Genomic DNA, 25,160 nt, shown 5'->3' on the forward strand with positions numbered 1-25,160 from the left:
CCAGCGGGCGAAAGAAGGACTGCGCCATTCCCACGTCGCGGTAGCTCTCGTAGCGCGCGAGATGGCAGGGCCGGCAGGCGGCCGATGGCAGGTAGCCCCCGGGCGACTCTGCGGCTTGGGGCGCCGTACTTCCCGCCCCCGGCGGTGGCGCTGCCGGCGCTTCCACTTCAACGAGCGGAAGCAGCAGCGCGAGCATCGCGGAAACGCGGATCACGGCGCCAGAGCATAGCGCCCCGCAGGCGTGTGCGAACGCCGAAGGTTGAGCAGGCGACACGCGCCGTGTGAAGTTTCGACACGCGCGGGGAATCCGCCACCGAAATGTCCTCTTTTCTCCTCGAATGCCGTCCTCTCCAGATGAACCGTTCGTGAGTTCGGCGATCGCACCGCACGTCGCGGGGAGATCGTCGGCTGGACGTGTAGCCAGGGAGGAGTTGTCCATGGAGAGTGCAGAGATTCGCGCGACCATCCGGAGGCTGATCACCGGCATCACGCGGGTTCCGGCGGAACGCATCGCGGACGAGACGTCGTTCCGGGCGGAGCTCAACATCGATTCGCTGTCGCTCATCGAGATCGGCGTGGCGGTCGACTACGAATTCCGGCTGGATTCGCCCGAGGAGGCGTTCGCCACGGTCGACACGCTGGCGCAGACTGCCGAGCTGGTGGAAGTTCAGCTCGCGGCGCGGCGGGGGGCCGTGGCGGCGCGATGACACCGCGGCGAGTCGTGGTCACCGGCCTCGGCCTCGTGACGCCGCTCGCGGTCGGTACCGAGGCGACATGGACGGGCCTGCTGGCCGGACGCGTCGCGACCGGTCCGGTGCGCAGCTTCGATGCGACGCGATATCGCGTCGATCGCGGCGCCGAGATCGACGGTTTCCGTCCCGAGGAGCATCTGCGGCGTCTGGATCCGGCGAGCGTCGGCCGAGCCTCGCAGCTCGCCGCCGTCGCCGCCCGCCTGGCGCTCGCCGACGCGGGTCTCGAGGGCGATGCCGATCCCAGGGCGACGCCGGAGCGCTGTGGCGTGGCGATGGGGACGACCTCGGGCGAACCCGCGGAGATCGAGCGTTTCGACGACGCCTGGGTCGCCGGGGCGGCTGCCACCAGCGATCCGCGTTTCGTCTCGCGTTACCCCTGCCATGTGATTGCGCAGAATGTGGCGCGCGAAGTGGGCTGGCGCGGGCCGGTCGCGATGCTGCCCAACGCCTGCGCCGCCGGCAACTACGCCGTCGCCTACGCCAGCGAGCTCCTGCGTTCCGGCCGCGCCGACCGGATGCTCGCCGGCGGCGCCGACATCTTCTCGCGCATCACCTACTCCGGATTCGCCCGGCTCGGTGCCGTGGCACCCGATCGCTGCCGGCCGTTCGACCGCGAACGCAAGGGGATGATCCCGGGCGAGGGCGCGGCCGTCCTCGTCCTCGAGACGCTCGAGCGGGCGCGGGCGCGCGGTGCGAGCATCTATGCCGAGGTTGCCGGCTACGGCCTGTCGTGCGACGCCCACCACATGACCGGAGCGCAGCCGTCGGGCGACGGCGCGCTGCGCGCCATGGAGCTGGCGCTTGTCGGGGCCGGCGCCACCGCCGCCGAGGTCAGCTACGTCAGCGCCCACGGCACCGGCACGCCGGCGAACGACCGCGTCGAAGCGCTCGCCCTCCAGCGGCTCTTCGGCGAGAACGCCGCTGCGACGCCGGTCTCGTCGATCAAGTCGATGATCGGCCACACGATGGGCGCGGCTTCCGCGATCGAGGCCGCGGTCTGCGCGCTCGCGGTCCGCCACGGCTGGATCCCGCCGACGGCGAACTTCGAGGCCGCCGACGACGATTGCCGGCTCGATTTCGTGCCCAACACCGCCCGCCGTCACCCGGTCGGGCTGGCCATGAACAACGCTTACGCCTTCGGCGGCAGCAACGCCTCCGTCCTCTTTCGCGCGGTGCCGGCGTGACGCTTCGCGTCGGCATCACGGGCGTCGGCGTGCTGTCGGCGCTCGGCGACGAGCCGGCGGCCGTCTCCCGCGCGCTCTGCGCCGGCGAGCACGCCCGCCGCCCGCTGCATCCGCCGGCGGGAGCGGATCCGACGGCGAACGGGGGCTTCGCCGGCCTCGACGAACTCGAGGACGCCGAGATCGCGCCTTTGCGGGACTTCGATGCAGCGCGCTACCTCGGCACCGAGACCAACCTCCGCCCGCTCGACGGCGCCGGTCGGAGGCTGGCGGCCGCCGCGGCGCTGGCGCTCGAAGCGAGCGGATGGACGGCGGAGGCCTGCGCCGCGGAAGCGGTCGGCCTCGTCGCCGGGACCATGTTCGCCGGCATGCGCACCATCGCCGAGTTCGATCGCCGCGCCCTCGAGGCCGGTCCGCAATACGTGATGCCGCTCGATTTCGCCAACACCGTCTTCAACGCCGCCGCCGGTCAGACCGCGATCCGCCATCGCCTGACCGGACCGAACGCGACGCTCGGCGGGGGGCCGGTGGCGGCGCTGCAGGCGCTCGGCTACGCCGCCGATCTGGTGCGCGCCGGCCAGGCGCGGGCCGTTCTCGCGGGGGGCGTCGACGAGCTCTCAGCGGAGGCGCTGCGGGCGTTCTCGCGCGCCGGCCTGCTGAGCGGCGCGGGGGAGGGTCCGGGCGTGCCGGTGCCGTTCGACGGCCGGCGCGACGGCTGCGCCCTCGGCGAGGGTGCGGTGCTCTTCATGGTCGAGTCGATCGCGGACGCCGAGCGGCGGGGTGCGCCGGTTCTGGCCGAGATCGTGGCCAGCGCCTCGGCGTGGGCTCCTGTGAGGGAGCCGGGGCGAGCCGAGCCGGCGGAAGCCCCCGACGAGGTCGCAGCCGCCCTCGCCCGCACGATCGCGCAGGTGCTCGGCCGGAGGGGCACCGCGGCGTGGGCGCTCGATGCCTGGAGCAGCTCCGCGAGCGGCGACGTCGGGCGCGACCGGACCGAGGCCCGGGGCTTCACGGAAGCCCTGGGCGAGGGCGCCCGGGCCGTGGCGGTGACGGCGGTCAAGGGGGCGCTCGGCGAGATGCTGGGGGCTGCGGGCGGGCTGCAGGCGCTCGTCCTCATCGAAGGAATGCGGAGCGGCCGGCTGCCCGGAATCGCCGGCCTCGCGACGCCCGATTCCGACCTCGGCATCACGCTCTCGGCGGAGGGCCGCGCGGTCGACCTGCGTCTGGGACTCGCGACTGCCGTCGGTTTCGACGGTGCGGTCGAGGCGCTGCTGCTTCGACGCTGGGAAGGAGAGCACTTTGCAACTCGCTGATACCTACGATGTCGTCATCATCGGTGCCGGCCTCGCCGGCCTGACGCTCTCGCGGCAGCTGCTCCGCGAGACCGACAAGCGCATCCTGCTCGTCGACCGCTGGAAGCACATCCCGTCGCCGCGCCAGAAGTACGGCGAGGCGACGGTTCAGCTTTCGGGCTACTACTTCGCCAAAGTGCTCGACCTCGAGGAGCACCTGCTGCTCGAACATCTGCCGAAGTACAACCTGCGCTTCTACTGGAAGAGCGCCGGGCGAGACAACCGGCAGTTCGAGGACTACTCACAGGCCTACGTGCGGAAGATCTCGAACGTGCCGACCTACCAGCTCGACCGGAACGCTCTCGAGGCCGAGCTCCTGCGACTGAACCTGCTCGACCCTCGCTTCACCTTCGTCGGCGGCCTCGAGCCGGAAGGCATCGATCTCGCCACCGACGAGACTTCGCCGCATGTCGTGCATCTCAAGGGCGAGGGCTGGAGCGACACCCGCATCGCCGCGCACTGGGTGGTCGACAGCTCCGGCCGCGGCCGCTTTCTCGCCCGCAAGCTCGAGATGCGGCGCCAGAACGCGATCCGGCACGGCGCCTTCTACATGTGGGTCGAGGGGCACGTGAACATCGAGCGCCTGACCGACCTGCCCTGGAAGCAGGTGCGCCTCAAGACGGATCGCCAGGAGCTCGGTCTCTATCCGTTCTGGCTGGCGACCAACCACTTCTGCGAGCAGGGCCTCTGGTTCTGGGTCATTCCGCTGCGCGGCAAGACCAGCCTCGGCCTGGTGTTCGAACACGGAGCTGTCGACCCGCAGGAGGTCAAGAATCCGGCCGGCTTCACCGACTGGGTCTGCCGGCACTTTCCGCTCTTCGAGCGCGACCTGCCGAACCGCAAGGTCCTGCACTTTTCCGGACTCGCCGACTACTCGCACGGCTGCGCGCAATCGATCAGCGCCGACCGATGGGCGATCTCCGGCGAGGCCGGGCGCTTCCTCGATCCGCTCTACAGCCCCGGGAGCGACTTCATCGCGCTCCACAACACGATGATCGTCGACGCGATCCGCTCCTCCGGCCGGCCGGAGCGCGAAGCGAAGTGCCGCCAGCACGAGACCCTCGTGCGGGCGCTCTACGAGGCCTTCGTTCCCGGATTCGCCGAGAGCTACGTCGCGCTCGGCGACCCCGAGGCCTACAGCCTCAAGTACACCTGGGAGCTCACCGTCTACTACGCCTTCTACGTCTTCCCGTTCATCAACGACCTGTTCACGGACGCGCGCTTCGTGCCCGGCTTCCTGCGGCGCTTCGGGCGCCTCGGGCGGATCAACCAGGGTCTGCAGGAGACGATCCGTGACTTCTACCACTGGCGGAAGTCCGCGGGCGCGCCACTGCCCGGCCCGATTTTCTGGGAGTTCATGAACCTCGCGCCGCTCGCCGAAGCGGAGAAGGCGTTCTACGAGATCGGCGTGCCGGTCGGGGGAGCGCACGAGGTGCTCGATCGCCAGCTCGCCAACCTCGAAGAACTGGCGCGGATGATCATGGCCTGGATCGCCTCCCGGGTGGTCGACGACCCCGCGGCGCTCCACGACCGCGCCTTCGTGGACGCGATCGACCTCGACGATCTGCGCTTCGACGCCGACGCGCTGCGCGGCCGCTGGGTCTCCCTCGGCGGGAGCGCCGGGCGCAAGGAGTGGCGGTTCGATCCCTCGCTCCTGGAGCGATTTCGCACACCGCTCGACGCCGCTTCGGCCGATGCGGCGGATTCCCTGCCGGCGGCGACGCTGCGCGAGCTGACGGCGGAGGTCGGTTGAGCGACTTCGCTCCCGGGCTCGAGGCGGCCTTCGGTGCCCCGCCCCGGGAGTTCGGGCCTGGACCGGTCGCTGTCGAAGGCGCTTTGCCGGAGTTCCTCCGCGGTTCGCTCTATCTCGTCGGGCCGGCGCGCTTCGACTGCTTCGGCCAGCGCTACCGCCACTGGCTGGACGGCGACGGCATGGTCGTGGCCCTGCACCTCGGGCAGGGACCGCCGCGGGCGGCAGCGAGGTACGTACGCACCGAGAAGTGGGTGGAGGAGGAGGGCGCCGGCCGGGCGATCTACCGGACCTTCGGAACGGCCTTCCCCGGCGACCGTCTGCGTCGCGGCAGGGCGCTCGCCTCGCCGGCGAACGTCAGCGTGCTGCCGTTCGCCGGGCGGCTGCTGGTCTTCGGCGAGCAGGGCCTGCCGTATGAGCTCGATCCATCGGATCTCGGGACTCGCGCGCGATGCGATTTCGGCTGCCTCAACGAAGCGACGCCGTTCGCCGCGCATCCGGCAGTCGATCCGCAGACCGGGGAGATGGTGAACTTCGGCGTATCCTTCGCCGCCGACCGGCCGCTCCTGCATCTCTTCCGCTTCGACCGTGAGGGTAGGCTGGCCGCGCGCTCGCGCGCCGAGCTCGCCCATCCTTACTCGGTGCACGACTTCTCGCTTTCGCGCCGCTACGCGGTCTTTGCCCTCTCTCCCTACCTGCTCGACGTCGCGGCGATGCTCGAGCACGGCGCCACGGTCGCCGAGTCCCTGCGCTTCGAACCAGAGCTCGGCGCCCGGCTCGCCCTGTTCGATCGCGCGACCGGAGAGCTCGCGGCCTCGATTCCGATCGGGGACGGCTACTGCCTGCACCAGGTCAACGCATTCGACGACGGAGAAGAGCTGGTCGTCGACCTCCTGGAGCTCGAAGAGCCGGTGTATCCCGACTACGACGGTCTGCCCGAGCTCTTCACCCGCGTGCGGCCGGCGCACGTAGTGCGTTTGCGGGTTGACCCCGCCGCCGGGCGGATCATCGAGCGTCGGGCGGTCGGCGCCGGTCTCGCCGCGGACTTCCCCGTGATCGATCCGCAGCTTTCCGGGCTGCCGGCCGACGTCTTCTGGATGCTGGCAATCGCGGAGACCGGGCGCCCGGGGCGCAAATTCTTCGACCGTCTGCAGCGCTTCGACTGGCGGGCGGGAGGAGTGGCCGATCAGTACGTCCCGCCCCCGTGGCACTATCTCGCCGGCGAGCCGGTCTTCGTGCCGGCGCACGCTGGCTCCGTTGGCTCCGGTGCCGCCAGTGCCGCCCAGGCCGGCGTCGTGCTCTGTCCCGAGTTCGACGCCGAGCGGTGCGAGAGCGCCTTCGTCGTGCTCGATGCCCTCGATCTCGCCCGCGGACCGCTGGCGCGCCTCGTCCTGCCGTCCCCTGTCCAGCTCGGCTTCCACGCGGCCTTCGCGCCGGCGGAGGCGAACCGGTGAGCTCCCGCCAACCGCTCGACCTCGTGCCGCGCTTCAGCGGTCGCGGCTACGACGACGAAGCGATCGCGGAGCGGCGGCGTTGGGTCGAGGCGAAGACCGGCGCCAGCCTCGAGAGCGTCGCTGCGCATTCGATGCCCGGCCCGGGGATGCGCGGCAACATCGAGAACGCGATCGGGGCGGTCCAGGTTCCTCTCGGCGTCGCCGGGCCGTTGCTCGTCCGTGGGGAGCACGCCTCGGGGAGCTTCTACGTGCCGTTCGCGACGACCGAAGGGGCGCTGGTCTCCTCTTACGAACGTGGCATGGCGGCCCTCGCCCGCGCCGGTGGCGTGGAGGTGCGCCTCGAACGCGACGAGAACCGCGTTTCCCCCGCGTTCGCCTGCCTCGACGTCGCCCGGGCTGCCGAGCTCGCGCGCTGGTTCGCCGTCGCGGCGGCGGATCTCGTCGCCCTCGCCGCTGCGACCACGCGTCATGGCCGGCTCTTGCGGGTCACGCCGCGACAGGTGGGGCGCCACGTGATCGTCGACTTCGACTACTCGACCGGTGACGCCTCGGGCATGAACATGGCGGTGCGCGCTACCGAGCACGCCTGCCGGTGGGCGGTCGAGCGATCGTGCGCCGAGTCGTTCGAGATCTTCAGTGGCGCAGAGTCCGAGAAACGGGCTGGCGCGGCGCTCTGGCGCGGCGGCAAGGGGAAGTGGGCGACCGCCGGGGCCGCCATTCCCGCCGCCGTTCTGAGATCGATGCTGCGCACCGACGCTCCGGCGCTCGCCCGTCTGAGCGGGCGCACCGCCGCCGCCAGCCTCGCTGCCGGCGCGTCGGCGAACAACGGCCAGCTCGCCAACGGTCTGGCCGCGATCTTCATCGCCTGCGGGCAGGACGTAGCGAACGTCGCGAACGCCGCGGTCGGAATCACCCGCTTCGAAGAGCTGGCCGACGGCGCGGTCTACGCCAGCGTGACGCTGCCGTCGCTCACCGTCGGTACGGTCGGCGGCGGCACCGCGCTCGCGACCTCCCACGAATGTCTGAGCCTGCTCGACTGCGCGGGGACGGGCAGAGCAGGAAAATTCGCCGAGATCGTCGCCGCAGCGCTCCTCGCCGGCGAGCTCTCGATGGCCGCGGCGATCACCGCCGGCGAGCTCGGCGCCGCGCACGACGCTCTGGGGAGGAACCGCCCGGGGATGCCGCAGTGAATGGAGTCGCACGGCGTTGAGACGGCGATTCCGCGGACTGCGCAGCCCGCCACGCGAACGCTACGACGCGGTCGTCATCGGCGCGGGTATCGGCGGGTTGGTGGCGGCGAACCTCCTGGCGAAGGGCGGGCTGTCGGTGCTGGTCGTCGAGCAGCACTACATGGTCGGCGGCTACTGCAGCATCTTCCGCCGCGACGGATTCACCTTCGATGCCTCGACCCATTTCTATCCACTGGTGGGGAACCGGGAGACCGAGCCTGGCCGGCTCCTCGCAGAGCTCGGCGTCGCCGTCCGCTGGCTGCGGATGGACCCGGTGGATGTCTTCCATTTTCCGGACGGGTCACGATTCGAGGTGCCGACCGACTTCGCGACCTACCAGGCGAGGCTCCATGCCGCGTTCCCGGACGCGGTCCAGGGGTTGAACGAGTTCTTCGCGGCGGCGCGCGAAGCCAACACCGCTGGCCTCCTCGGCTACTTCCGCGGCCAGCGCTCGGCGCGCCTCGAGCGCTGGCAGAATTGGACCGTCCGCGACGCGCTCGACCGCTTCATCCCTGACCGCAAGCTCCAGCTCCTGCTCACGGCCGACTGTCCGCACTGGGGCTCCGCGCCCTGCCGGACCTCGTTCGTCTTCGACTCGATGCTCCGCCTGGCCTACTTCCTCGGCAACTACTACCCGGAGGGGAGCTCGCAGGCCTTCACCGACGACCTGGCGCGCTGCCTCGAGGAGCGCGGCGGCGAGATCCTGACCAGCACCGCTGCGGTGCGCATCGTGACCGACGCGGGCAGGGCCGAAGGGGTGGAGATCGAGACGACGCGCGGGGCGCTCGCCGGCCGGCGCTCGGTGCGCTGCGACCTCGTGATCGCCAACGGCGACCTGCGGCATACCCTGGGCGACCTCCTCGCCGGCGCTCCGGAGGCTGCGACAGCGCTTCGCGCGACCGCGGGGCTGCGCCCGAGCTTCCCGTGCTTTCTGACCCACCTCGGTCTCATGGGCATCCCACGCGACGAGATCGAGGCGGTCCAGGGCTACTACTGGAAGGAGTGGAACCCCGACGACGTCGGTCGCAACGCGCTCGCCTGCAAGGTCTTCTCGCCGACCCTCTTCGACCCCGATCTCGCACCCCCGGGCGGCCAGATCGTGATCCTCCAGAAGGTGGTGGAGGTGGGTCCCCCATCTCCGGGCGATCCGGGCGATCCGGCGCAGCGCAAGCGGGAGGTCGAGCGCTTCGTCCTCGACCAGTTCGAGCGGATCCTGCCGGGCGCGAACCGGGCGATCGTGAGCCGGAGCTCCGCCTCCGACCGCACGGCCGAACGGTTCACCCGCAACCAGGGCGGGGCGATGCTCGGTTGGGAGATGTCGCCGGACCAGCTGGGTGGAAAGAGGCCCGACGTCGCGAGTCCGTTCGCGAATCTCCACTTCGTCGGCCACTGGACGCGGCCCGGTGGCGGCGTCGCCCCGGTGCTCGTCTCGGCGATGCGGGCGGCCGAAGCGATCCTCTCGGGCCGACCCTCGACGCTCGCCGACCGGGGAGGGCCCGAACCTGCCGGCCTCCCGGCGCCTCCGGTTCCGGCCCCGACCACGCCCTGATACCATCCCGCCCGCGTCTGCTGGCCGCGAGGGAAAGGGAACGATGACGAGTCGATGGCTGACCGCCTGCATGGCGATGCTGCTCCTGAGTCTGGGCTGTGCCTCCACGGCACCGCCGGCGCCCTCCCGCACGACCGCGGTCGAGGCGTCGGCTGCGGTCGTGCTCCCCTGGAAGACGGACCGGGCCTACGCCTCCACCTACCGGCCGGGGGCGGCGCCGTCCGTCCTGATCCGGAATGCGACGATCCTCACCGCGGTCGGCGACCGCATCGAAAAGGGCTCGCTGCTGATCCGCGACGGCAAGGTGGTCGCGGTCGGGGCCGTCGTCGAGGCGCCGCCGGATGCGGTGGTGTTCGATGCCGCCGGCAAATGGGTGACTCCCGGGATCATCGACGCCCACTCGCACCTCGGGGTCTACCCGTCGCCCGGAGTGGCTGGCCATCCGGATGGCAATGAGGCGACCGACCCGGTCACAGCGGACGTGCAGGCGGAGCACTCGGTGTGGCCGCAGGATCCCCAGTTCGCCCTTGCGCTGGCCGGCGGAGTCACCTCTCTTCAGGTCCTGCCCGGTTCGGCGAATCTCATCGGCGGACGCGGAGTGACACTCAAGAATGTCCCGGCGCGCGACGTCTACTCGATGAAGTTCCCCGGCGCTCCGTACGGCCTGAAGATGGCCTGCGGCGAGAATCCCAAGCGGGTCTACGGCGAGAAGGGACGCGCGCCGTCGACCCGGATGGGCAATGTCGCCGGCTATCGCGCCGCCTGGATCCGGGCCGCCAGGTACCGCGACGACTGGGAGGCCTACGCGAGCAAGACCGCAGCCGGCGCGACCGACCTGAAGCGACCCGAGCGCGATCTCGAGCTCGACACCCTGGCCGGCGTGCTGGCCGGCGAGATCCTGGTGCAGAACCACTGCTACCGGGCCGACGAAATGGTCACGATGATGGAGATCGCCAAGGAGTTCGACTACAAGATCAGCGCCTTTCACCATGCCGTGGAGGCCTACAAGATCGCCGACGTCCTCTCGCAGGGCGGCATCTGCGCCGATGTCTGGGCCGACTGGTGGGGTTTCAAGATGGAAGCGTTCGACGGCATCCGCGAGAACGCGGCCCTGGTTCATGCCGCGGGCGGCTGCGCGGTCATTCACTCGGACTCGCCGGTGGGGATCCAGCGGCTCAATCAGGAGGCCGCCAAGGCGATGGCCGCGGGAAATCGCATCGGACTCGGCATCCGCGAGGAGGATGCCATTCGTTGGCTCACGCTCTACCCCGCGCAGTCGATCGGGGTCGGTCTCCTCACCGGTTCGCTCGAGGCGGGCAAGATGGCCGACGTGGTGGTGTGGAGCGGCAACCCCTTCAGCGTCTACAGCCACGCTGAGAGGGTCTACATCGACGGCGCCCTGATCTACGACCGCCACGACGAGGCGCATCAGCCGGTATCTGATTTCTCACTCGGCACGACGGGGACGAACCGATGAAACGCGCGCTCCTTGCTCTCGGACTCGCGGCCGCATGCGGCGTGACCGGGCCACTGCCTGCCGAGATCCTCGCCATCACCGGCGCAAGGCTGGAGACCATGGGCCCGGCAGGGACGGTGACGAACGGCACGGTCGTCATCGTCGACGGCCGGATCTCCGCGGTCGGAGCCGACATTGCGATTCCGGGGGACGCCCGGCGCATCGATGCGCACGGTCGCGTCGTGACGCCGGGGCTCATGAACTCGCTCACGCGCCTGGGTATCGTCGAGGTCTCGTCGGTCGAGGGGACGGCCGATGGCGAAGTGAAGGACGACCGCATCACGGCGGCCTTCGACGTCGCCGACGCCCTCAATCCGCGCTCGACGTTGATCGCGGTGAACCGGATCGACGGTCTGACGCGCGCTGTCGTGGCGCCCTCCGCCGGCAGCAGCCTGATCGCCGGGCAGGGCGCCGTGATCCACCTCGGCGTCGGTGCGGATCTCCTCGTGCGCGAGCGCGTCGCCATGTTCGCGTTTCTGGGCGAACGCGGCGCGGCGCTCACCGGCGGCGCGCGCAGCGCGGCGATACTTCGCCTGCGCGAGGTGCTCCAGGACGCCGCCGATTTCGCCGCCAACCGCAAGGCGTTCGATTCCGGAGACCGTCGTGAGTATTCGCTGTCGCGACTCGACCTCGAGGCGCTCGTTCCCGTGGTGCGCGGCGAGCTCCCCCTGGTCCTCACCGCCGACCGCGCCAGCGACATCGTCGCCGCCCTGCGGCTGGCGAAGGAGCTCCGGCTGCGGCTGGTCCTCGCCTCGGTGGCGGAGGGCTGGCTGGTCGCCGGCGAGATCGCCGCGGCCGACGTTCCGGTGCTCGTCGAGCCGCTCGACAACCTGCCGTCGTCCTTCGAACAGCTCGGCGCGACGCTCGCCAACGCGGCCCGGCTGCGCGCGGCGGGGGTGCGCGTGGCGTTCATGAACGGCGACGCGCACAACGCGAGGAACGTCCGCCAGAGCGCCGGCAACGCCGTCGCCAACGGCATGTCCTGGCACGACGCCCTGGCCGCGCTGACGACGGTGCCGGCCACGATCTGGGGGATCGCCGACCGTTACGGCTCTCTCGAGCCCGGGAAGGAGGCCGATCTGGTCATCTGGGACGGCGATCCGCTCGAAGTTACGACCTCCGCCGACGTGGTCCTCATCCGCGGCGAGGAGATCCCGATGGAGAGCCGCCAGACTCTGCTTCGCGACCGGTACAAGTAAGCACGCGCCGTCGACTGTGCGCCAGAGGGGAGTGCGCCCTCCTCGCCGAATCGGGGGGCGGCCGGAACCAGGACAGGGGATCACCGACTCGATTCGGGGACAGGAGGCAGGATGCGTCGACGAACGGCCGTGGGTGTCGTGCTGCTGCTCCTCTTCGTCGCGGGCTGTGGGGTGGAAGCCCTGCTCGGCGGCGGGGAGCTCGAACAGGCCGAGGAGCGCCTCGGCTTCGTGCTCGACACAGTGAGTCAGATCGGGACTGGCGACACCGTCGAGTTCCAGACGGCGACCTGTCGATTCCATTCGGACAAGCTGGTCATTCGCGATCAAGGCGAGTTCGAACTGGCCTACGACGGGTTTCGCGAGTTCTTGAGGAAAGGCGGGCTCGCGAAGGGTCTCGAGTACGAGATCGAAGGTGGCGAGGAGATCGAAGGCAGCGCCGGCGGCGACTTTCTCTTCTCCGGAACCGCCAACGGCAGGCCGTTCGAGGTCATCGTCCCGGCCAAGAGACCGCTTCGCTGGCAGGTCGCTCCGAGCGACGGCTTCTAGCTCCTCGGCCCCGGGGTGGCAAACTCCGCGTCGGTTCGCGGTTGCCCGGAAGGGCGGGTTCAGCCCGCCGGAAGCCCCGCCGCTTCGCGCAGGGTGCGTTCGACGTAGACCGGGGTGACCTGGCCGCGCCAGCGGGGGTCGAGGTCGGTGTTGTCCATCGGGGTGGCGGCGCTCCTTGCTTTCGATGCCGCGGCGGCGATCGTCTCGGGGGTGAGCTTCTGGCCGATGAGCGCCTGCGCGACTTCGTCGGCAGAGGAGGGGAGCGAGGCGATCGAACCGAGGACGACCCGCGCGTCGCGCACCGTCCCGTCGCTGCCGCCGTCCATCCAGAGCGCCACGGCGACCGAGAGAACTCCGAAGTCGATCGAGCCGCGGCGGCGCAGCTTGAAGAAGGCGGTGCGGCAGTGCGCGGCGTCCGACGCCCCCGGAACGACGATGGCGGTGACGATCTCGTCTCGCCGCTTGGTGAGATAGGCCATGCCGTCGTCGTGGTAGAGCGCGGCGATCGGAATCTGGCGCTCGCCCGCCGTCGAGACCAGCGTCACGCGCGCCCCCAGCGCCACCAGCATCGGCGCCGAGTCGGCGGACTGGACCGCCCAGCAGCGCGGCGAGGACGGCGCCACCCAGCAGATCTTCCCTTCGGCCTTCATGCAGTAGGAGATCGACTGCCGCCACTCCTCGTTCTGGTTGTAGTAGGTGCAGCGCGTGTCGAGGCAGACGTTGCCGCCGATCGTGCCCATGTTGCGCAACACCGGCGAGGAGATCCACCCGACGGCGGCGGCGAGGGCGGGGAAGCGCTCGCGGACCGCGGCGTGGCGCTCGACGCTGGTGAGCGTCGCCATCGCGCCGAGGTGGAGATCGCCGTTCGCATTCACGGCGCGCAGCTCCGCGAGCCGGGAGAGCGAGACGACCTCCCCGGCCTTCTGATGGCGGCGCTTGAGGTTCGGCCAGAGGTCGGTGCCGCCGGCGACGAGGCGTGCGGCTTCGCCCTCCGCGTCGAGGATCGATGCGGCTTCGGCGAGCGTCGCCGGTTGATGCAGTCGGAACTTCGGCAGTCGCAGCATCCCCGTATCCTCAGTCGCCCTTCGTGCCCGCGAGCTTCGTCGTCAGCGCTGCGACGTTACCGGCGCCGAGTGCTTCCTCGCGCTCGGCCATCGTGCCGTCCTTCGACTTCCTGCCGGTGGCGAGCTTGAACTCGGTCTCGTTGGTCGCCTTGCCGTCGCCGCCTTCCCAGGGGGTCGGGACCTGGAGCGTGAAGCCGAAGTCGATCTCCGGGAAGGGGTCGGGACCGAAGCGCGCCGGCTTCCCCTTCTGCTTCGCCTCGAGCGCCTTCAACACCATGTGGGGGTGGATCGGCACCTGGTCGACGCGCACGCCTACGGCGTCGAAAATGGCGTTGGCGCAGGCCGGCGGCATCGGCAGGAGCGGCCCCTGGCCGACCTCCTTGGCGCCGAACGGCCCGGCCGGATCGGGATCCTCGATCAGATAGGTCGTCACCGGCGGCATCTCCTCGAAGGTGAGGCTCTTGTACTCGAGGAGGCTCGGGAACTTGTGCACCAGCGCCGCCGAGCGCGCCTTCGGCAGGCGCCGGAAGGCGCTCTCTTCCATCATGGCCTCGCCGAGGCCCATGTAGACCGAACCCTCGACCTGCCCCATCACCAGCGCCGGGTTGATCGAGCGGCCGATGTCGTGCGCCATCCAGACGTGCAGCGGCCTCCAGAGACCGGTGGCCGCGTCGACCTCGACCTCGACCACCGCCGCCGAGTAAGAGTAGGTAGGGGAAGGGCCGACGCCGGCGCCGCGGTACCTGCCGGGCGAGCGCGGCGGCGTGTACGAACCGGCCGCCGCGAGCGTCCCGGCGCGCGCCTCGGTGACGATCACCGCCTCCTCCCAGGAGAGCCCTTGTTCGGGATCGGCGGCGTCGAAGACCCGCCGGCCCGAGAACACTACCTGCGACTCGGGAATCGCCAACTGCCGTGCCACCGCCTGCGCGACCACTGCCCGGACCTTCTCGGCAGCGTCACGGGCGGCGTGCCCCATCATCAGGGTGACGCGCGAGGAGTAGCTGCCGAGATCGACCGGCGTGAAGGCGGTATCGGCCACCTGCAGGCGCAGATCGCCGAGCTCGAGGCCGAGGACCTCCGCGACCACCGCCGCCAGTACCGAGTCGGAGCCCTGACCGATTTCGGTCTCACCGCAGAAGACGGCGACGCCGCCTCCACGATCGACATGCAGCGTGACGCCCGACTGCGGCATGTGGTTCCAGTAGATCGGCAGTCCTGCGCCGCAGAGGTAGCTGCCGCAGGCGAGGCCGAGGCCGCGCCCTGGGGGGAGCTTGCCCCAGCGCTCGCGGTAGCCCGAGCCCGCGACCACCGCCTCGATGCAGCGCGAGAGAGCGATCGTCCCCAGCTTCAGCCAGTTGGCGGTGACGGTGTTCGGCTCTTCGACCATGCGCAGTCGCAGGTCCGCCGGGTTCTGGCCGAGCTCGACGGCGATCTTGTCGAGCTGGACCTCGAAACCGAAGCGCGGCTGCGGCGTGCCGTGGCCGCGCTTCGGGCCGCAGGCCGGCTTGTTGGTGAAGGCGCGGATCGACTCGAACTTGTAGTGCGGCAGGCGGTAGGTCACCGTCTGCAGGGCGCCGGTGTAGTAGGTCGAGGCGACGCCGTAGCTGCCGTAGGCGCCGCCGTCGAGGGTCGTCTGCAGGGTCTGCGCGGTGAGCGTGCCGTCCTTGCGGACGCCGGTCTTCATCCGCATCAGCACCGGATGGCGGCCGCGGTGGCAGTAGAAGACCTCCTCGCGGGTGAGCGAGATCTTCGCCGGCCGGCCGAGCTTCAAGGCCATCGCCGCGCAGACGATCTCGTGGCCGAACGGATCGCTCTTGCCGCCGAAGCCGCCGCCGTTGGGCGTCGCCACGACACGAATGCGCGAGGCAGGGAGGCCCAGCACCTTGGTCAGTGCGCGGTGAAGGTAATGCGGCGTCTGCGTGGACGACCAGACGGTGACCCGGCCGTCGTCCTCGGGCAGTGCCACCGTCGCGTGCTGCTCCATCGGCAGGTGGGTGTTGCCGTCGTAGAAGAAGGTGTCCTCGAAGACCCGGTCGGCCTCGGCGAAGCCGGCCTCGACGTCGCCGAACTCCATCGACAGGAGCTTGTGGAGGTTGCCGTCGTCGGCATAGGAGTGGATCTGCGGCGAGGGGGTAGCGAGCGCCTCCTCGACCGAAGAGATTGTCGGCAGCGCGTCGTACTCGACCACCACTGCGAGCGCCGCCTCGTGCGCCAGATCTTCGGAAACGGCAGCGACCGCCGCGATCGGGTCGCCGACATGGCGCACGAGGTCTAAGGCCAGCGGATGCTCGTCCTGCGATACCGGCAGGATGCCGAAAGTGACCGGCAGGTCCTTGCCGGTGAGCACCGCGAGAACACCCGGCATCGCCAGCGCCGCCGAGGTATCGACCGACAGCAGGCGCCCGTGCGGCACCGTCGAACGCACGAGCTTGATGTAGCACTGACGGGGGAACGACAGGTCGTCCGCGAAACGCGTCGCGCCGGTGACCTTCGCCCAGCCGTCCACCCGGCGGAACGGCGTCCCGATCAACGTGAGCTCGCGCTCCGGCAGCGGCTCCGGCTTCGCCTTCGCCGCCGCCGGCTCGCGAGCAGGGGGGGCAGGCGGTGCGCCCGTGGGCTTGCGACCCGGCTCCGCCATCACAACCCTCCTTTACCAGCAGCCTTTTCCTGGAGCAGATCGATAGATCCAAAGACAGGGCGCCCCTCGAACAGCGTCAGCAGGACTTTCACGTTCGATATCTCTCCCGGCGGAATCGCGAAGAGGTTGCGGTCGAGGACGACCAGATCGGCGAGCTTGCCGGTTTCGAGCGAACCGCTGTCGCGCTCCTCGAAACCGGCGTAGGCGCCACCGATGGTGTAGGCGGCGAGCATCGTCGCGAGGTCGACGCGCTCCTCCGGGATCCAGGGCTTGTCGCAGACGTTGAGCTCCGGGTCGCAGCGGGTGATCGCGACCTCGATCGCCTCGAGCGGATTCATCGACGAGACCGACCAGTCGCTGCCGGCGGCGAGGACGGCGCCCGTTCGCGCCATCGAGGCGATCGGGTAGAGCCAGCGCGAGCGTTCGGGTCCGAGGAACGGCTCGGTGAGGTCGCGAATGTAGGCGTCCGCGTAGGCCCAGAGCGGCTGGAAGTCGGCGACGACGCCGAGCTCGCGGAAGCGGGGAATGTCTTCCGGCGCGAAGAGCTGGATGTGCGCGAGCAGGGGCCGAGCGTCGCGGACACCGTTCGCCGCGCGAGCGGCTTCGAGGCCGTCGAGGGCGTCGCGAATCGCCCGGTCGCCGATGGCGTGGATGTGGATCTGGAAACGCTCGCGATCGAGCGCGACGATCACCTTCTCGAGCGCATCCGCGCTCCAGTTCGGGATTCCGTGCCCGGTGCGACCGCCGATGTACGGCGCGAGGAGGGCCGCCGTCCCACCCTCGATGACGCCGTCGGCGAAGAGTTTCACCGCCGTGACGCGCACATGCGGAGCGTGCGCGGCGGAGCGCTGGGCGACGAGGGCAGGTATGCCATCCGTGCCTTCGTCCGAATCGAGCCCCTGGGAGACCACGACCCGCAGGCCGAGCTCGCCGGCGCGGTCGAGGCTGTCGTAGGTCGCGATCATCTCCGGATCGGCGTTCGCCTCGGTCATCGCGACGATGCCGAAGCCTTGCGCCTTGGCCACTGCCAGGCGCAGGCCAGCGAGACTCTCCGCGGCGGTCGTCTCTGGCAACAGGTGGTCGACCAGGTCGGCGGCACTCTCGCGCAGGGTGCCGATCGGCGCCCCCGCTGCATCGCGCTCGATGCGCCCGCCTTCGGGGTCGGGAGTCGCGGCGGTGACGCCGGCGAGCTCGAGGGCCTTCGAGTTCACCCAGCTCGAGTGCCCGTCGGCGGAGGCGAGAAGCGCCGGGCGGTCGGGCAGGATGGCGTCGAGGTCGCGCCGGTCGGCGACGCCGCCGGGGAAGAGGGTGAGATCCCAGCCGCCGCCGACCAGCCAGGGTCGGTCGCCGAGCCGGGCGACGCAGGCGCGCAGGCGAGCCAGGACCTCGTCGCGGTTCTCGCTGGCGTTGAGGTCGCACTGGGTGAGCTCGACACCCCCCGAGAGCGGGTGCGCATGACGGTCGTGGAAGCCGGGGAGAACGAAGCGACCGCCGAGCTCCACCACGCGGGTCTGCGGGCCGATGAAGCCGGCGACCTCCCGGTCGGAGCCGACGAAGACGATCCGGTCGCCGGCGACGGCGATCGACTCGGCCCAGCTGCGAGCGGCATCCACGGTGTAGATCTGACCGTGCCGGAGGACGAGGTCGGCCGGAAGGCCGGCCCCCGCCGCCGCGTGAGCGGCGGCCGACGAAGCAAGAAAAGGACCGGTAAAGGGGGTCGTGGCGAGCGCGACAGCGACGAGCCGGCGCGCCAGCCGCCGGCAGCGCGATCGCCTCACCGGCCGGCTGGCGAGCGCCCGGGCGGGCGAGGGCGCCCTGCGAAACACGCCGCTGCTCCAGCCGTATCCATTTACTGGAAGCTTTTCTGCTGAGAGCTTCCTGAGCGTGGCGGAGAACATCGAAATGTTGACCTTTCTCGTCTGGGTGCTGCTTTTCATCGTCTGCTGGCCGATCGCCATCCTGGCGCTCGTCCTCTATCCGATCGTCTGGCTGGTGCTGCTGCCGCTGCGAATTCTGGGCTTTGCCGTCGGCGGCGTGCTGGCCTTCCTCAAGGGGCTCTTCTTCCTGCCGGCGCGGGTGCTGGGCGTCAAGGCCTGAGCGGCGGGGGGGAAGGCTCCTTCGTCCCGTAGAGCGACTCCCGCTCCGGCGTCCAGCTCTCCCCGCGCAGCTCGGCCGCAGCGCCTTCGACCGCCTCCAGGATCTTGATGTAACCGGTGCACCGGCAGAGATTTCCGGCGAGCGCGGCGCGGATCTCGGCGCGCGCCGGGGCGGGGTTCCCGGCCAGCAGGGCTTTCGCCGTCATCAGAATGCCCGGCGTGCAATAGCCGCACTGAGCCGCGCCGAGATCGGCGAAGGCCGATTGCAGCGGGTGGAGCTCGTTGCCCGCCTGCAGGCCCTCGACGGTCTCGATCGCCCTCCCTCCCATCTCGGCGGCGAGCGCCAGGCAGGAGAGTACCGGCTGGCCGTCGACCAGCACGGTACAGGTGCCGCACTCGCCGAGCTCGCAGCCGTGTTTCGTGCCGGTCAGGCCGAGCTCCTCGCGCAGCACCTCGAGGAGGGTGTGGTGAACCGGAAAAGCGACCGTGCGGCGCTCGCCGTTGACGATCAGGGACTGGGTGACGACCTCATCGCTCATGCGTTTCCTGGATTCCTCGCTCAAAGGGGTCCGCCCGGCCGGGGAACCGAAGACCCGGGGCAGTCTCTCTGGAGCGGCCGCATCCGTCAAGCGGGCGACGGGAGGGAGCCCGCGGATGAGAAAATGCAGGCCCCGGGGGACCGGGCCGCCGGCTGCCGCCAGATCCTCCACGCTCGCTGTACGTATAGTAGTCCTGAGGGTATGCCGGAATGAGGCGCTGGACACTTTCGAGGATGGTGGCGGTTTTCGGCGTGCTGGCGTTCGCCTTCGCCGTGCTGTCGATCGTCGACATCCTCGTCCCGCGGCCCTACGACGGCGTCGTCCTCGAGGCCGACCAGTGGGGCACGCTCTCGGTCCGCGAGGTCGTGCCCGGCTCCGGCGCCGACCTGGCCGGGATCCTGCCGGCCGACCGGATCGTCGGCATCGACCGCACCCTGCTGCAGTCGAGTGCCCACGCCGGCCGTATCCTCGCGCGTCGCGAGATCGGCGACGAGGTCCCCTACCTATTGCGGCGCGGGGAGGGGGTCGAAGAGGTCCGCGGCGTCCGCCTCGGGCGCCGTTTCATCGGCAGCGCGACCTACTTCTTCGCCTGCCTCCTCGGTTTCGCCTTCTTCGTCGTCACTCTCTTCGTGCTGCGCCGGCAGCCGGAGCAGCGTGCCGCGCAGATCTTCCATCTCGTCGGCGCGCTGTTCCTGCTCTTCCTGGTCTGCCGGCTGCGCCCGGCCTCCTATGGCTGGATCGACGGCCTGGTGCTCGAGGCCGGGGCCGTGGCGCTGCTGCTGCTCCCGGCCTGTTTCCTGCACTTCTTTCTCGTCTTCCCGCGACCAATTGCCTTGCGTCCTGCCGCGGGCGAGCCCGATTTCAGCCGTCGACGCCGGCGCTGGTTGACCCTGCTCGTCACGCTCTATCTGCTGCCCCTCACCGTCTTCGTGACCGCCCTTTGGCTCTGGCAACGGGCGGGGGTCGAGCCCCGGCTGATCACCGGGGCCCCGGAGGTGAGTTGGTGGGTGCTCGGGCTGTACATGCTGGTCGGCCTCGCGACGCTGGCCTGGAATGCACGCCAGACGCGCGACCCGCGGCAGCGGCGCGGTATCGCGCTGGTTTTCGCGGGCTCGCTCTTCGGCCTGCTGCCGTTCCTCGGCCTGGCGGTGGCGCGACCGGCCTGGCTGCACACCGAGCCGCAGGCGTTCGCGCTTCTCGGTCCGCTGGCGCTGGTGCCGCTGACCTTCGCCTTCGCGATCATCCGCTTCGGGCTGCTCGACATCCGAGTCATGGTACGCCGGAGCCTCGTCTACTCGGTCGTGACGGTCGGCATCGCCGCGGTCTACGCGGCGGCGCTCGCGCTGGTGAACACCTTTGCCCTGGGTTCGGAGCTCTCCGCGACGCGGACGTTTCCGATCCTCTTCGCGCTCGGCGTGCTGCTGTTGCTCGAGCCGCTGCGTCACCGCGCCCAGGGGATGATCGACGCTTTCGTGCATGCCGATCGGCGGCGCCTGGAAGAGGCGATCCGCAAGCTCGGCCGGGCCGTGGCCGCCGAGCTCGATCCGCAGCCGGTCGTGCGCGACGTCGTCGAGCGCCTGCCGCAGATTCTCGGGCTGCACTTCGCGGCGCTTTACCTCGAGAAGGATGGAGCTCTCGAACGCGCCGCCGGCCCGGAGCAGCTGCCGGCGAGCCTCCCTCTGCTCGCGCCGCTCCACGACGCCCTGGCGGCCAAAGGGGAGCCGGTGCCGCTCGCCGAGCTCGCGCGCCTCGTGCCCGGGTCCGAAGAGGTCCGCCAGCTGGTGGCCAGACTGGAGCCCGCCGGGGTGGAGATCGTCGGCGACCTGACCTCGCCGCGGCGCAAGATCGGGCTGGTCCTGCTCTCGGGAACGACCGGGCAGATCGAGATCGGCGACGAAGTGCGGGCGCTTCTCGGAAACCTCTTCGGGCAGGCGGCACTGGCGCTCGAGACCAGCCGGCTGGTCGCCGAGCGCACTCGTCAGGCGGAGCTCGAACGCGAGCTCGAGATCGCCTCGAGCGTGCAGGCCCAGCTTCTGCCGCGCGTCCTGCATTTCGGCTCCGGCTGGTCGGTGGCGGCGGTCTGCCGCGCCGCGCGCCACGTCGGCGGCGATTTCTACACCGAGCTGCCGGCCGGAAAGAACGGCAATCGCGCCATCGTCTTCGGCGACGTGGCGGGCAAGTCGGTCGCCGGCGCCCTGGTGATGATGGCGGCGCACGAGGCGCTCCAGACCCTGGCTCTCTCGCATCGCGACCCCGAGACCCTGTTCGGGCTCGCCAACCGCAGGCTCTATGGTCTCGGCACGAAGAAGTCGTTCGTGGCGCTCGGCTGGGTGGCGGCCTCCGACGACGGCGAGGGGATCGACTACCTCCTCGCCGGCCAGCCGCAACTTCTGGTGCGCACGAGCGCGGGCGCCGTGCGCGAGCTGCCGCTGCCGCCGCATCGGCTGCCGCTCGGCGCGCTCCTCGACGGGCGTTACGTGGCGAGCCGCGCGGCGGTGGCGCCCGGCGACCTCGTGCTCGGCTACTCGGACGGCGTCACCGAAGCGCAGGCCCCCGACGGCGAGCTCTTCGGCGAAGAGCGGCTGGTGCAGGTTCTCCGCGCGGCCCGGGGGGGGCCGCACGAGATCATCGAGCAGGTCCTCACGGCGATCGCGGAGTTCACCCGCGGCGCCGATCCTTATGACGACATCACTCTCGTCGCCATCGCGCGGGACGGAGGAGGAGAAGCATGCGACGTCGCACACTGATCATCGTGCTGGTCACGGCCGCGGTGGCCGCGGCGGCGCTCTCGGTGCCCTGGCTGCTCGAGAAGCGCTCCGCCGACTGGACGACGAAGTCGCCCGCGGCTCTGGCGGCCTTCGAGGCCGGGCTCGACGCGCGGATGCGTTTCTACCTTCTCGACGCGGCGGCGAGCTTCCGCCGGGCGATCGAGCTCGACCCGCAGTTCGCGGCGGCCAGGGTTCAGCTCGCCGCGGTCACGACCGACGGCGAGGAGAGGAAGCTCCTGCGCAAGGAGCTCGAGGCCGTCGACCTCTCGCGCCTCAACGAGCGCGAGCGTTTCCTGGTCGAACTGGCACGCGTACCGCGCGAAAAGCAGTCGGAAATCAGCACCCGCTATCTCGCCAGCCATCCCGACGATTCGTGGGCGCTCTACGTCGCCGCTGGCCAGGCGTGGGACCGCGAGGACTGGGTCGCTGCGTCCGAGCTCTACACCCGCCTCCTCCGGGTCGACCCGAACTGGGCGCTGGCGCGCAACAACCTGGGCTACCTCGCGATGGCCCGGGCGCAGTTCGCCGAGGCCGAGGAGCAGTTTCGCACCTACGCCTACGTCGCACCCGACCAGGCCAACCCGCACGACTCACTGGGCGAGCTGCTCTCGCTGCTCGGCAGGTACGACGAGGCGCGCGCCGAGCTCGAGCGGGCGCTCGCGATCCGGCCGGACTTCTGTGCCTCGTATCAGCATCTGGCCGGTATCGCCGTTTTCGAGGGCAAGCCGGAGGAGATCCCGTCCCTGGCGGAACGCCTCGGCGAGCACTGCCCGGCCGAGATGCAGGCGGACCTCGAGTGCGAAGCCCGGTACTTCGCGGCTTTCATCTCGCGGGATTTCGACGCCCCGTGGCGCGACGGCTTCGCCACCTGCGGCGCCAAGAAGGGCGGTGGCGGCATCCTGACCCATCGCCTGGCGCTGCTCGCCGGGAGACAGGCCGAAGCCGACCGGGAGGAGGCCGCGTTGGCGAAGGCGGTCGAAGAGAGCAGCAAGCCGGGCTACCCCAAGGGAAGGGCCAGGGTCGTCCAGGTCGAAGCGCTGCACAACCAGGGTGTGCGCAAGCTCGGCGAAGGCGATCCCGGGGCGGCCGCGGATCTGTTCCGCGCTGCCGACGACCGCGCCTCGTTTTGGGGCGTCGACGAGGGGCGCATGAAGCTCTTCAACAAGCTCAACCTGGCGCTGGCGCTCGACCGCGCCGGCGAAGCGCAGGAGGCCGAGGCCGTGCTCGAGAGCGTTCGCGCCGTCAACCCGGCGTTCGCACGGACCTATCCGGAGCTCTCCTCGAGGACTCCCGGGAAGAGCTGACGCGCCGGGCGGCGCCGACGGTAGAGTTGCCTCCCGGATCCAGCCCGGGAGGGAGCTCAGCCATGTCGATCGATCGTCGCCGCCTGCTCGCATCCGTCGCCGCCGGTGCCGCTGCCAGTCTGCTCCCCTGGCGTCCCGCCGGAGCCGCCTCCCAGGAGGAACCCGGGGGCGCGTCGGCGCCCGGGGACGCGCCCCCCGCGCTCGGTGGCCTCCAGACGAGCATGAGCTGGAAGCGGGTGCGAATGGAGTTCGACCTCGCCCCCGACTGGATCCACCTGGGGACCTTCTACCTCGTTTCCCATCCACGGATGGTGCGCGAAGCGGTGGAGCGGTACCGCAAAGCCCTGGACGCCAATCCGCTGTCGATCGAGGAGCTCTTCGATTCCGCGCACGCCGACGACAATCTGGCGACGCGCAGCAAGGTGGCGCTCGCGGCCTACCTCGGCGGGCGCCGCGAGGAGATCGCGCTCACTCCCAACACGACGACCGGACTGGCGCTGCTCTACAACGGCCTGCGCATCCGCCCCGACCAGGAGATCCTGACCACCGAGCACGATCACTACGTCCATCACGAGTCGATTCGCTATGCGACGGATCGTTCGGGCGCGGACGTCCGTTTCGTGGCCTTGCACGACTTCCCGGCCGGCGCTGCCCGGGCCTCGGTCGCGGAGATGGCCGAACGGCTGCAGCGAGCGATCTCGCCGAAGACACGCGCGGTCGGCCTGACCTGGGTGCACTCCGCCACCGGCCTGAAGCTGCCGATCCCGGAACTGGCCGAAGTCGTCGCGCGGGCCAACTCGGGGCGAGCGGAAGCGGATCGTTGCCTGCTGATCGTCGACGGCGTGCACGGCTTCGGCGTGGAGAACGTCGACGCCGCGCAAATGGGGGCCGACTTCTTCGTGGCGTCGGCGCACAAGTGGCTGTTCGCGCCGCGCGGCACCGGCCTGATCTGGGGAAGGGAGGAGGCCTGGGCCGAGATCCGCCCGACGGTCCCGAACTTCGATCCCGACGGTGGCCGCGCCTTCGACGCCTGGCTCGAGCGCTCGGCGCTGCCGCCGACCCGCGCCGCCTTCGTCTCGCCCGGCGGCTTCACCGCCTACGAACACCAGTTCGCGATCGCCGACGCCCTCGAATTCCATCGCCTGCTCGGCCGCTCGCGCATCACGTCCCGGATCCACAAGCTCAACAGCCGCCTTCGGCGCGGGCTCGCGAAGATGCCCGGCGTCACCCTGCATACGCCGGCCGAGAGCAGCCTCTCCGCCGGCATCGTCTGTTTCGAGGTCGCGGGACTCACGCCGGGCGCCGTCGTCGCGAAACTCGCCGAGCGCCGGATTCACGCCACCACGACACCGTACAAGCACTCCTTTGCGCGGCTGGCGGCCGGGATCATGAACCTGGAAGAGGAGATCGACACCGCGATCGCCGCGGTGCGCGATCTCACTCGGGCCTGATTCGGCTACTCGCTGCGGGTGACCTTGAGGATGCGGCGGGGCTGCGCTTCGAGGTTCTCGATGTGGACGGTGCCGTCCTTCTCGAGCTCGATCTTCGCCGCGGCGAGCATCTCGCCGCTGCCGCCGTCGTCGATCCCGGGGCCGTCCATGGCGAGCTCGACCAGGGTGTAGGCGTAGTCCTTGGAGCGTCCTCCCCGGGTGTACTCGCCGTAGGCGATCGGGCGCGGGATGAGGAGGACGAGGCGCCGCGTGCTGAGCTCCTTGTCTTCGAAGACATGGGCCGTCGCGATCGGATAGGAGAGGCCGGTGCCGACCTGGAGGCGTCCGACCTCGAGCTTGCTCATCGCGGTCTCGAGCGCACGCGGACCCTTCGTCTCGAGGACCTCCACGAGACGCTCGGTCTCCTCCCGCGAGGAGAACTGGTCGACGATGATCTGAATGCGCTGCGCGCCGGTGCGCGGAAAGCTGCCGGTGTTGGGCATGAGGTTGCCCGCATAGACCTCCCGCGCCTGGGCAGCGCCCGCCAGTCCCAGCGCAAGCAGGGTGGCAGCGGCGGCGGCGATTTTCGTGCTGTGTTTCATCTCGAAATCTCCCTGGCCGGCGATCTGCTGCATGGCGGCCTGAATGGAGGCGGTGCAACGCTCGTACCAGGCAGCTCGCAGAGAGAGACTGGCCGACCCGGCGCCGGGTCGGCCAGCGACTCTTCGGCGAGCGCCTGGTGATTCGACGTCAGCGCCGAGAACGGTCTGGAATGGAACGCCGAGCTCAGGGGACG

At 70.4% G+C, this 25,160-nt stretch carries 20 protein-coding genes; 14 read left to right on the forward strand and 6 right to left on the reverse strand.

The window, feature by feature from the left end; genetic code table 11:
- Positions 1–214: hypothetical protein (locus tag KBI44_17285; GenBank protein MBP9146234.1), on the reverse strand; the 214-nt coding region annotated here is incomplete at its 3' end.
- A 223-nt stretch (positions 215–437) separates the two neighbouring features.
- Between KBI44_17285 and KBI44_17290 the strand changes: the two genes are divergently transcribed.
- From KBI44_17290 to KBI44_17335, 10 genes are all read left to right on the forward strand, one after another.
- The gene (locus KBI44_17290) at positions 438–707 is read left to right on the forward strand and encodes an acyl carrier protein (protein MBP9146235.1); all 270 of its coding nucleotides are present in this window, start codon (positions 438–440) and stop codon (positions 705–707) included.
- Positions 704–1,936, forward strand: coding sequence for a beta-ketoacyl-[acyl-carrier-protein] synthase family protein (locus tag KBI44_17295; protein ID MBP9146236.1), 1,233 nt, complete (start codon positions 704–706; stop codon positions 1,934–1,936). Before KBI44_17290 ends, KBI44_17295 begins: the two co-directional genes overlap by 4 nt.
- Positions 1,933–3,243 carry a hypothetical protein gene (locus tag KBI44_17300; protein MBP9146237.1) on the forward strand — a complete coding sequence of 437 codons (1,311 nt, stop codon included), beginning with the start codon at positions 1,933–1,935 and terminating at the stop codon, positions 3,241–3,243. Before KBI44_17295 ends, KBI44_17300 begins: the two co-directional genes overlap by 4 nt.
- Entirely contained in the window at positions 3,230–5,035 is a 1,806-nt protein-coding gene (locus tag KBI44_17305; protein MBP9146238.1) for a hypothetical protein, read from the forward strand. Before KBI44_17300 ends, KBI44_17305 begins: the two co-directional genes overlap by 14 nt.
- Positions 5,032–6,486 (forward strand): carotenoid oxygenase family protein, encoded by a 1,455-nt coding sequence (locus tag KBI44_17310; protein MBP9146239.1) that lies wholly within the window; start codon positions 5,032–5,034, stop codon positions 6,484–6,486. The genes KBI44_17305 and KBI44_17310 overlap by 4 nt, the downstream gene beginning before the upstream one ends.
- Positions 6,483–7,676: a hydroxymethylglutaryl-CoA reductase gene (locus tag KBI44_17315; protein MBP9146240.1), complete on the forward strand. Its 1,194-nt coding sequence runs from the start codon at positions 6,483–6,485 to the stop codon at positions 7,674–7,676. The genes KBI44_17310 and KBI44_17315 overlap by 4 nt, the downstream gene beginning before the upstream one ends.
- Before the next feature lie 16 nt (positions 7,677–7,692).
- Positions 7,693–9,264, forward strand: a complete 1,572-nt coding sequence (locus KBI44_17320) for an NAD(P)/FAD-dependent oxidoreductase (GenBank protein MBP9146241.1) — start codon at positions 7,693–7,695, stop codon at positions 9,262–9,264.
- A gap of 43 nt (positions 9,265–9,307) precedes the next feature.
- On the forward strand, positions 9,308–10,741 hold the full coding sequence (locus KBI44_17325) for an amidohydrolase (protein MBP9146242.1): 1,434 nt from the start codon (positions 9,308–9,310) through the stop codon (positions 10,739–10,741).
- The gene (locus KBI44_17330; GenBank protein ID MBP9146243.1) at positions 10,738–11,979 is read left to right on the forward strand and encodes an amidohydrolase family protein; all 1,242 of its coding nucleotides are present in this window, start codon (positions 10,738–10,740) and stop codon (positions 11,977–11,979) included. The genes KBI44_17325 and KBI44_17330 overlap by 4 nt, the downstream gene beginning before the upstream one ends.
- 111 nt (positions 11,980–12,090) lie before the next feature.
- Complete coding sequence (locus KBI44_17335; protein ID MBP9146244.1) at positions 12,091–12,525, forward strand: hypothetical protein; 435 nt, start codon at positions 12,091–12,093, stop codon at positions 12,523–12,525.
- Between the two features lie 59 nt (positions 12,526–12,584).
- On the opposite strand, the gene KBI44_17340 is transcribed toward KBI44_17335, so the two are convergent.
- The 3 genes from KBI44_17340 to KBI44_17350 are packed head-to-tail and all read right to left on the reverse strand — an operon-like array spanning position 12,585 to position 18,053.
- Positions 12,585–13,589, reverse strand: coding sequence for an FAD binding domain-containing protein (locus KBI44_17340; GenBank protein MBP9146245.1), 1,005 nt, complete (start codon positions 13,587–13,589; stop codon positions 12,585–12,587).
- A gap of 10 nt (positions 13,590–13,599) precedes the next feature.
- Positions 13,600–16,227 (reverse strand): molybdopterin-dependent oxidoreductase, encoded by a 2,628-nt coding sequence (locus KBI44_17345; GenBank protein ID MBP9146246.1) that lies wholly within the window; start codon positions 16,225–16,227, stop codon positions 13,600–13,602.
- Positions 16,227–18,053, reverse strand: a complete 1,827-nt coding sequence (locus tag KBI44_17350) for an amidohydrolase (protein ID MBP9146247.1) — start codon at positions 18,051–18,053, stop codon at positions 16,227–16,229. Before KBI44_17350 ends, KBI44_17345 begins: the two co-directional genes overlap by 1 nt.
- 76 nt (positions 18,054–18,129) lie before the next feature.
- Between KBI44_17350 and KBI44_17355 the strand changes: the two genes are divergently transcribed.
- Positions 18,130–18,324, forward strand: coding sequence for a hypothetical protein (locus KBI44_17355; protein MBP9146248.1), 195 nt, complete (start codon positions 18,130–18,132; stop codon positions 18,322–18,324).
- Here the strand turns inward: KBI44_17355 and KBI44_17360 are convergent.
- On the reverse strand, positions 18,314–18,862 hold the full coding sequence (locus KBI44_17360) for a (2Fe-2S)-binding protein (GenBank protein MBP9146249.1): 549 nt from the start codon (positions 18,860–18,862) through the stop codon (positions 18,314–18,316). The two genes, KBI44_17355 and KBI44_17360, sit on opposite strands and share 11 nt — an antisense overlap.
- A gap of 209 nt (positions 18,863–19,071) precedes the next feature.
- Between KBI44_17360 and KBI44_17365 the strand changes: the two genes are divergently transcribed.
- The 3 genes from KBI44_17365 (at position 19,072) to KBI44_17375 (ending at position 24,385) form a co-directional block, all read left to right on the forward strand.
- Entirely contained in the window at positions 19,072–21,609 is a 2,538-nt protein-coding gene (locus KBI44_17365; protein MBP9146250.1) for a SpoIIE family protein phosphatase, read from the forward strand.
- Positions 21,591–22,934 carry a hypothetical protein gene (locus KBI44_17370; protein ID MBP9146251.1) on the forward strand — a complete coding sequence of 448 codons (1,344 nt, stop codon included), beginning with the start codon at positions 21,591–21,593 and terminating at the stop codon, positions 22,932–22,934. The genes KBI44_17365 and KBI44_17370 overlap by 19 nt, the downstream gene beginning before the upstream one ends.
- A gap of 269 nt (positions 22,935–23,203) precedes the next feature.
- Complete coding sequence (locus KBI44_17375) at positions 23,204–24,385, forward strand: aminotransferase class V-fold PLP-dependent enzyme (GenBank protein MBP9146252.1); 1,182 nt, start codon at positions 23,204–23,206, stop codon at positions 24,383–24,385.
- Positions 24,386–24,390: 5 nt separating this feature from the next.
- Here the strand turns inward: KBI44_17375 and KBI44_17380 are convergent, their stop codons facing one another.
- The gene (locus tag KBI44_17380; protein ID MBP9146253.1) at positions 24,391–24,966 is read right to left on the reverse strand and encodes a hypothetical protein; all 576 of its coding nucleotides are present in this window, start codon (positions 24,964–24,966) and stop codon (positions 24,391–24,393) included.
- Between the last annotated feature and the right edge of the window lie 194 nt (positions 24,967–25,160).

Source organism: Thermoanaerobaculia bacterium (assembly GCA_018057705.1).
In the GTDB taxonomy this organism is placed as follows: domain Bacteria; phylum Acidobacteriota; class Thermoanaerobaculia; order Multivoradales; family JAGPDF01; genus JAGPDF01.

Excerpts from the sequence above, each read along its gene's own strand:
- KBI44_17290 (MBP9146235.1), top strand. The coding sequence starts at position 438 with ATGGAGAGTGCAGAGATTCGCGCGACCATCCGGAGGCTGATCACCGGC.
- KBI44_17295 (MBP9146236.1), top strand. The coding sequence starts at position 704 with ATGACACCGCGGCGAGTCGTGGTCACCGGCCTCGGCCTCGTGACGCCG.
- KBI44_17325 (MBP9146242.1), top strand. The coding sequence starts at position 9,308 with ATGACGAGTCGATGGCTGACCGCCTGCATGGCGATGCTGCTCCTGAGT.
- KBI44_17330 (MBP9146243.1), top strand. The coding sequence starts at position 10,738 with ATGAAACGCGCGCTCCTTGCTCTCGGACTCGCGGCCGCATGCGGCGTG.
- KBI44_17335 (MBP9146244.1), top strand. The coding sequence starts at position 12,091 with ATGCGTCGACGAACGGCCGTGGGTGTCGTGCTGCTGCTCCTCTTCGTC.
- KBI44_17340 (MBP9146245.1), bottom strand. The coding sequence starts at position 13,589 with ATGCTGCGACTGCCGAAGTTCCGACTGCATCAACCGGCGACGCTCGCC.
- KBI44_17345 (MBP9146246.1), bottom strand. The coding sequence starts at position 16,227 with ATGGCGGAGCCGGGTCGCAAGCCCACGGGCGCACCGCCTGCCCCCCCT.
- KBI44_17355 (MBP9146248.1), top strand. The coding sequence starts at position 18,130 with ATGTTGACCTTTCTCGTCTGGGTGCTGCTTTTCATCGTCTGCTGGCCG.
- KBI44_17360 (MBP9146249.1), bottom strand. The coding sequence starts at position 18,862 with ATGAGCGATGAGGTCGTCACCCAGTCCCTGATCGTCAACGGCGAGCGC.
- KBI44_17365 (MBP9146250.1), top strand. The coding sequence starts at position 19,072 with ATGAGGCGCTGGACACTTTCGAGGATGGTGGCGGTTTTCGGCGTGCTG.
- KBI44_17370 (MBP9146251.1), top strand. The coding sequence starts at position 21,591 with ATGCGACGTCGCACACTGATCATCGTGCTGGTCACGGCCGCGGTGGCC.
- KBI44_17380 (MBP9146253.1), bottom strand. The coding sequence starts at position 24,966 with ATGAAACACAGCACGAAAATCGCCGCCGCCGCTGCCACCCTGCTTGCG.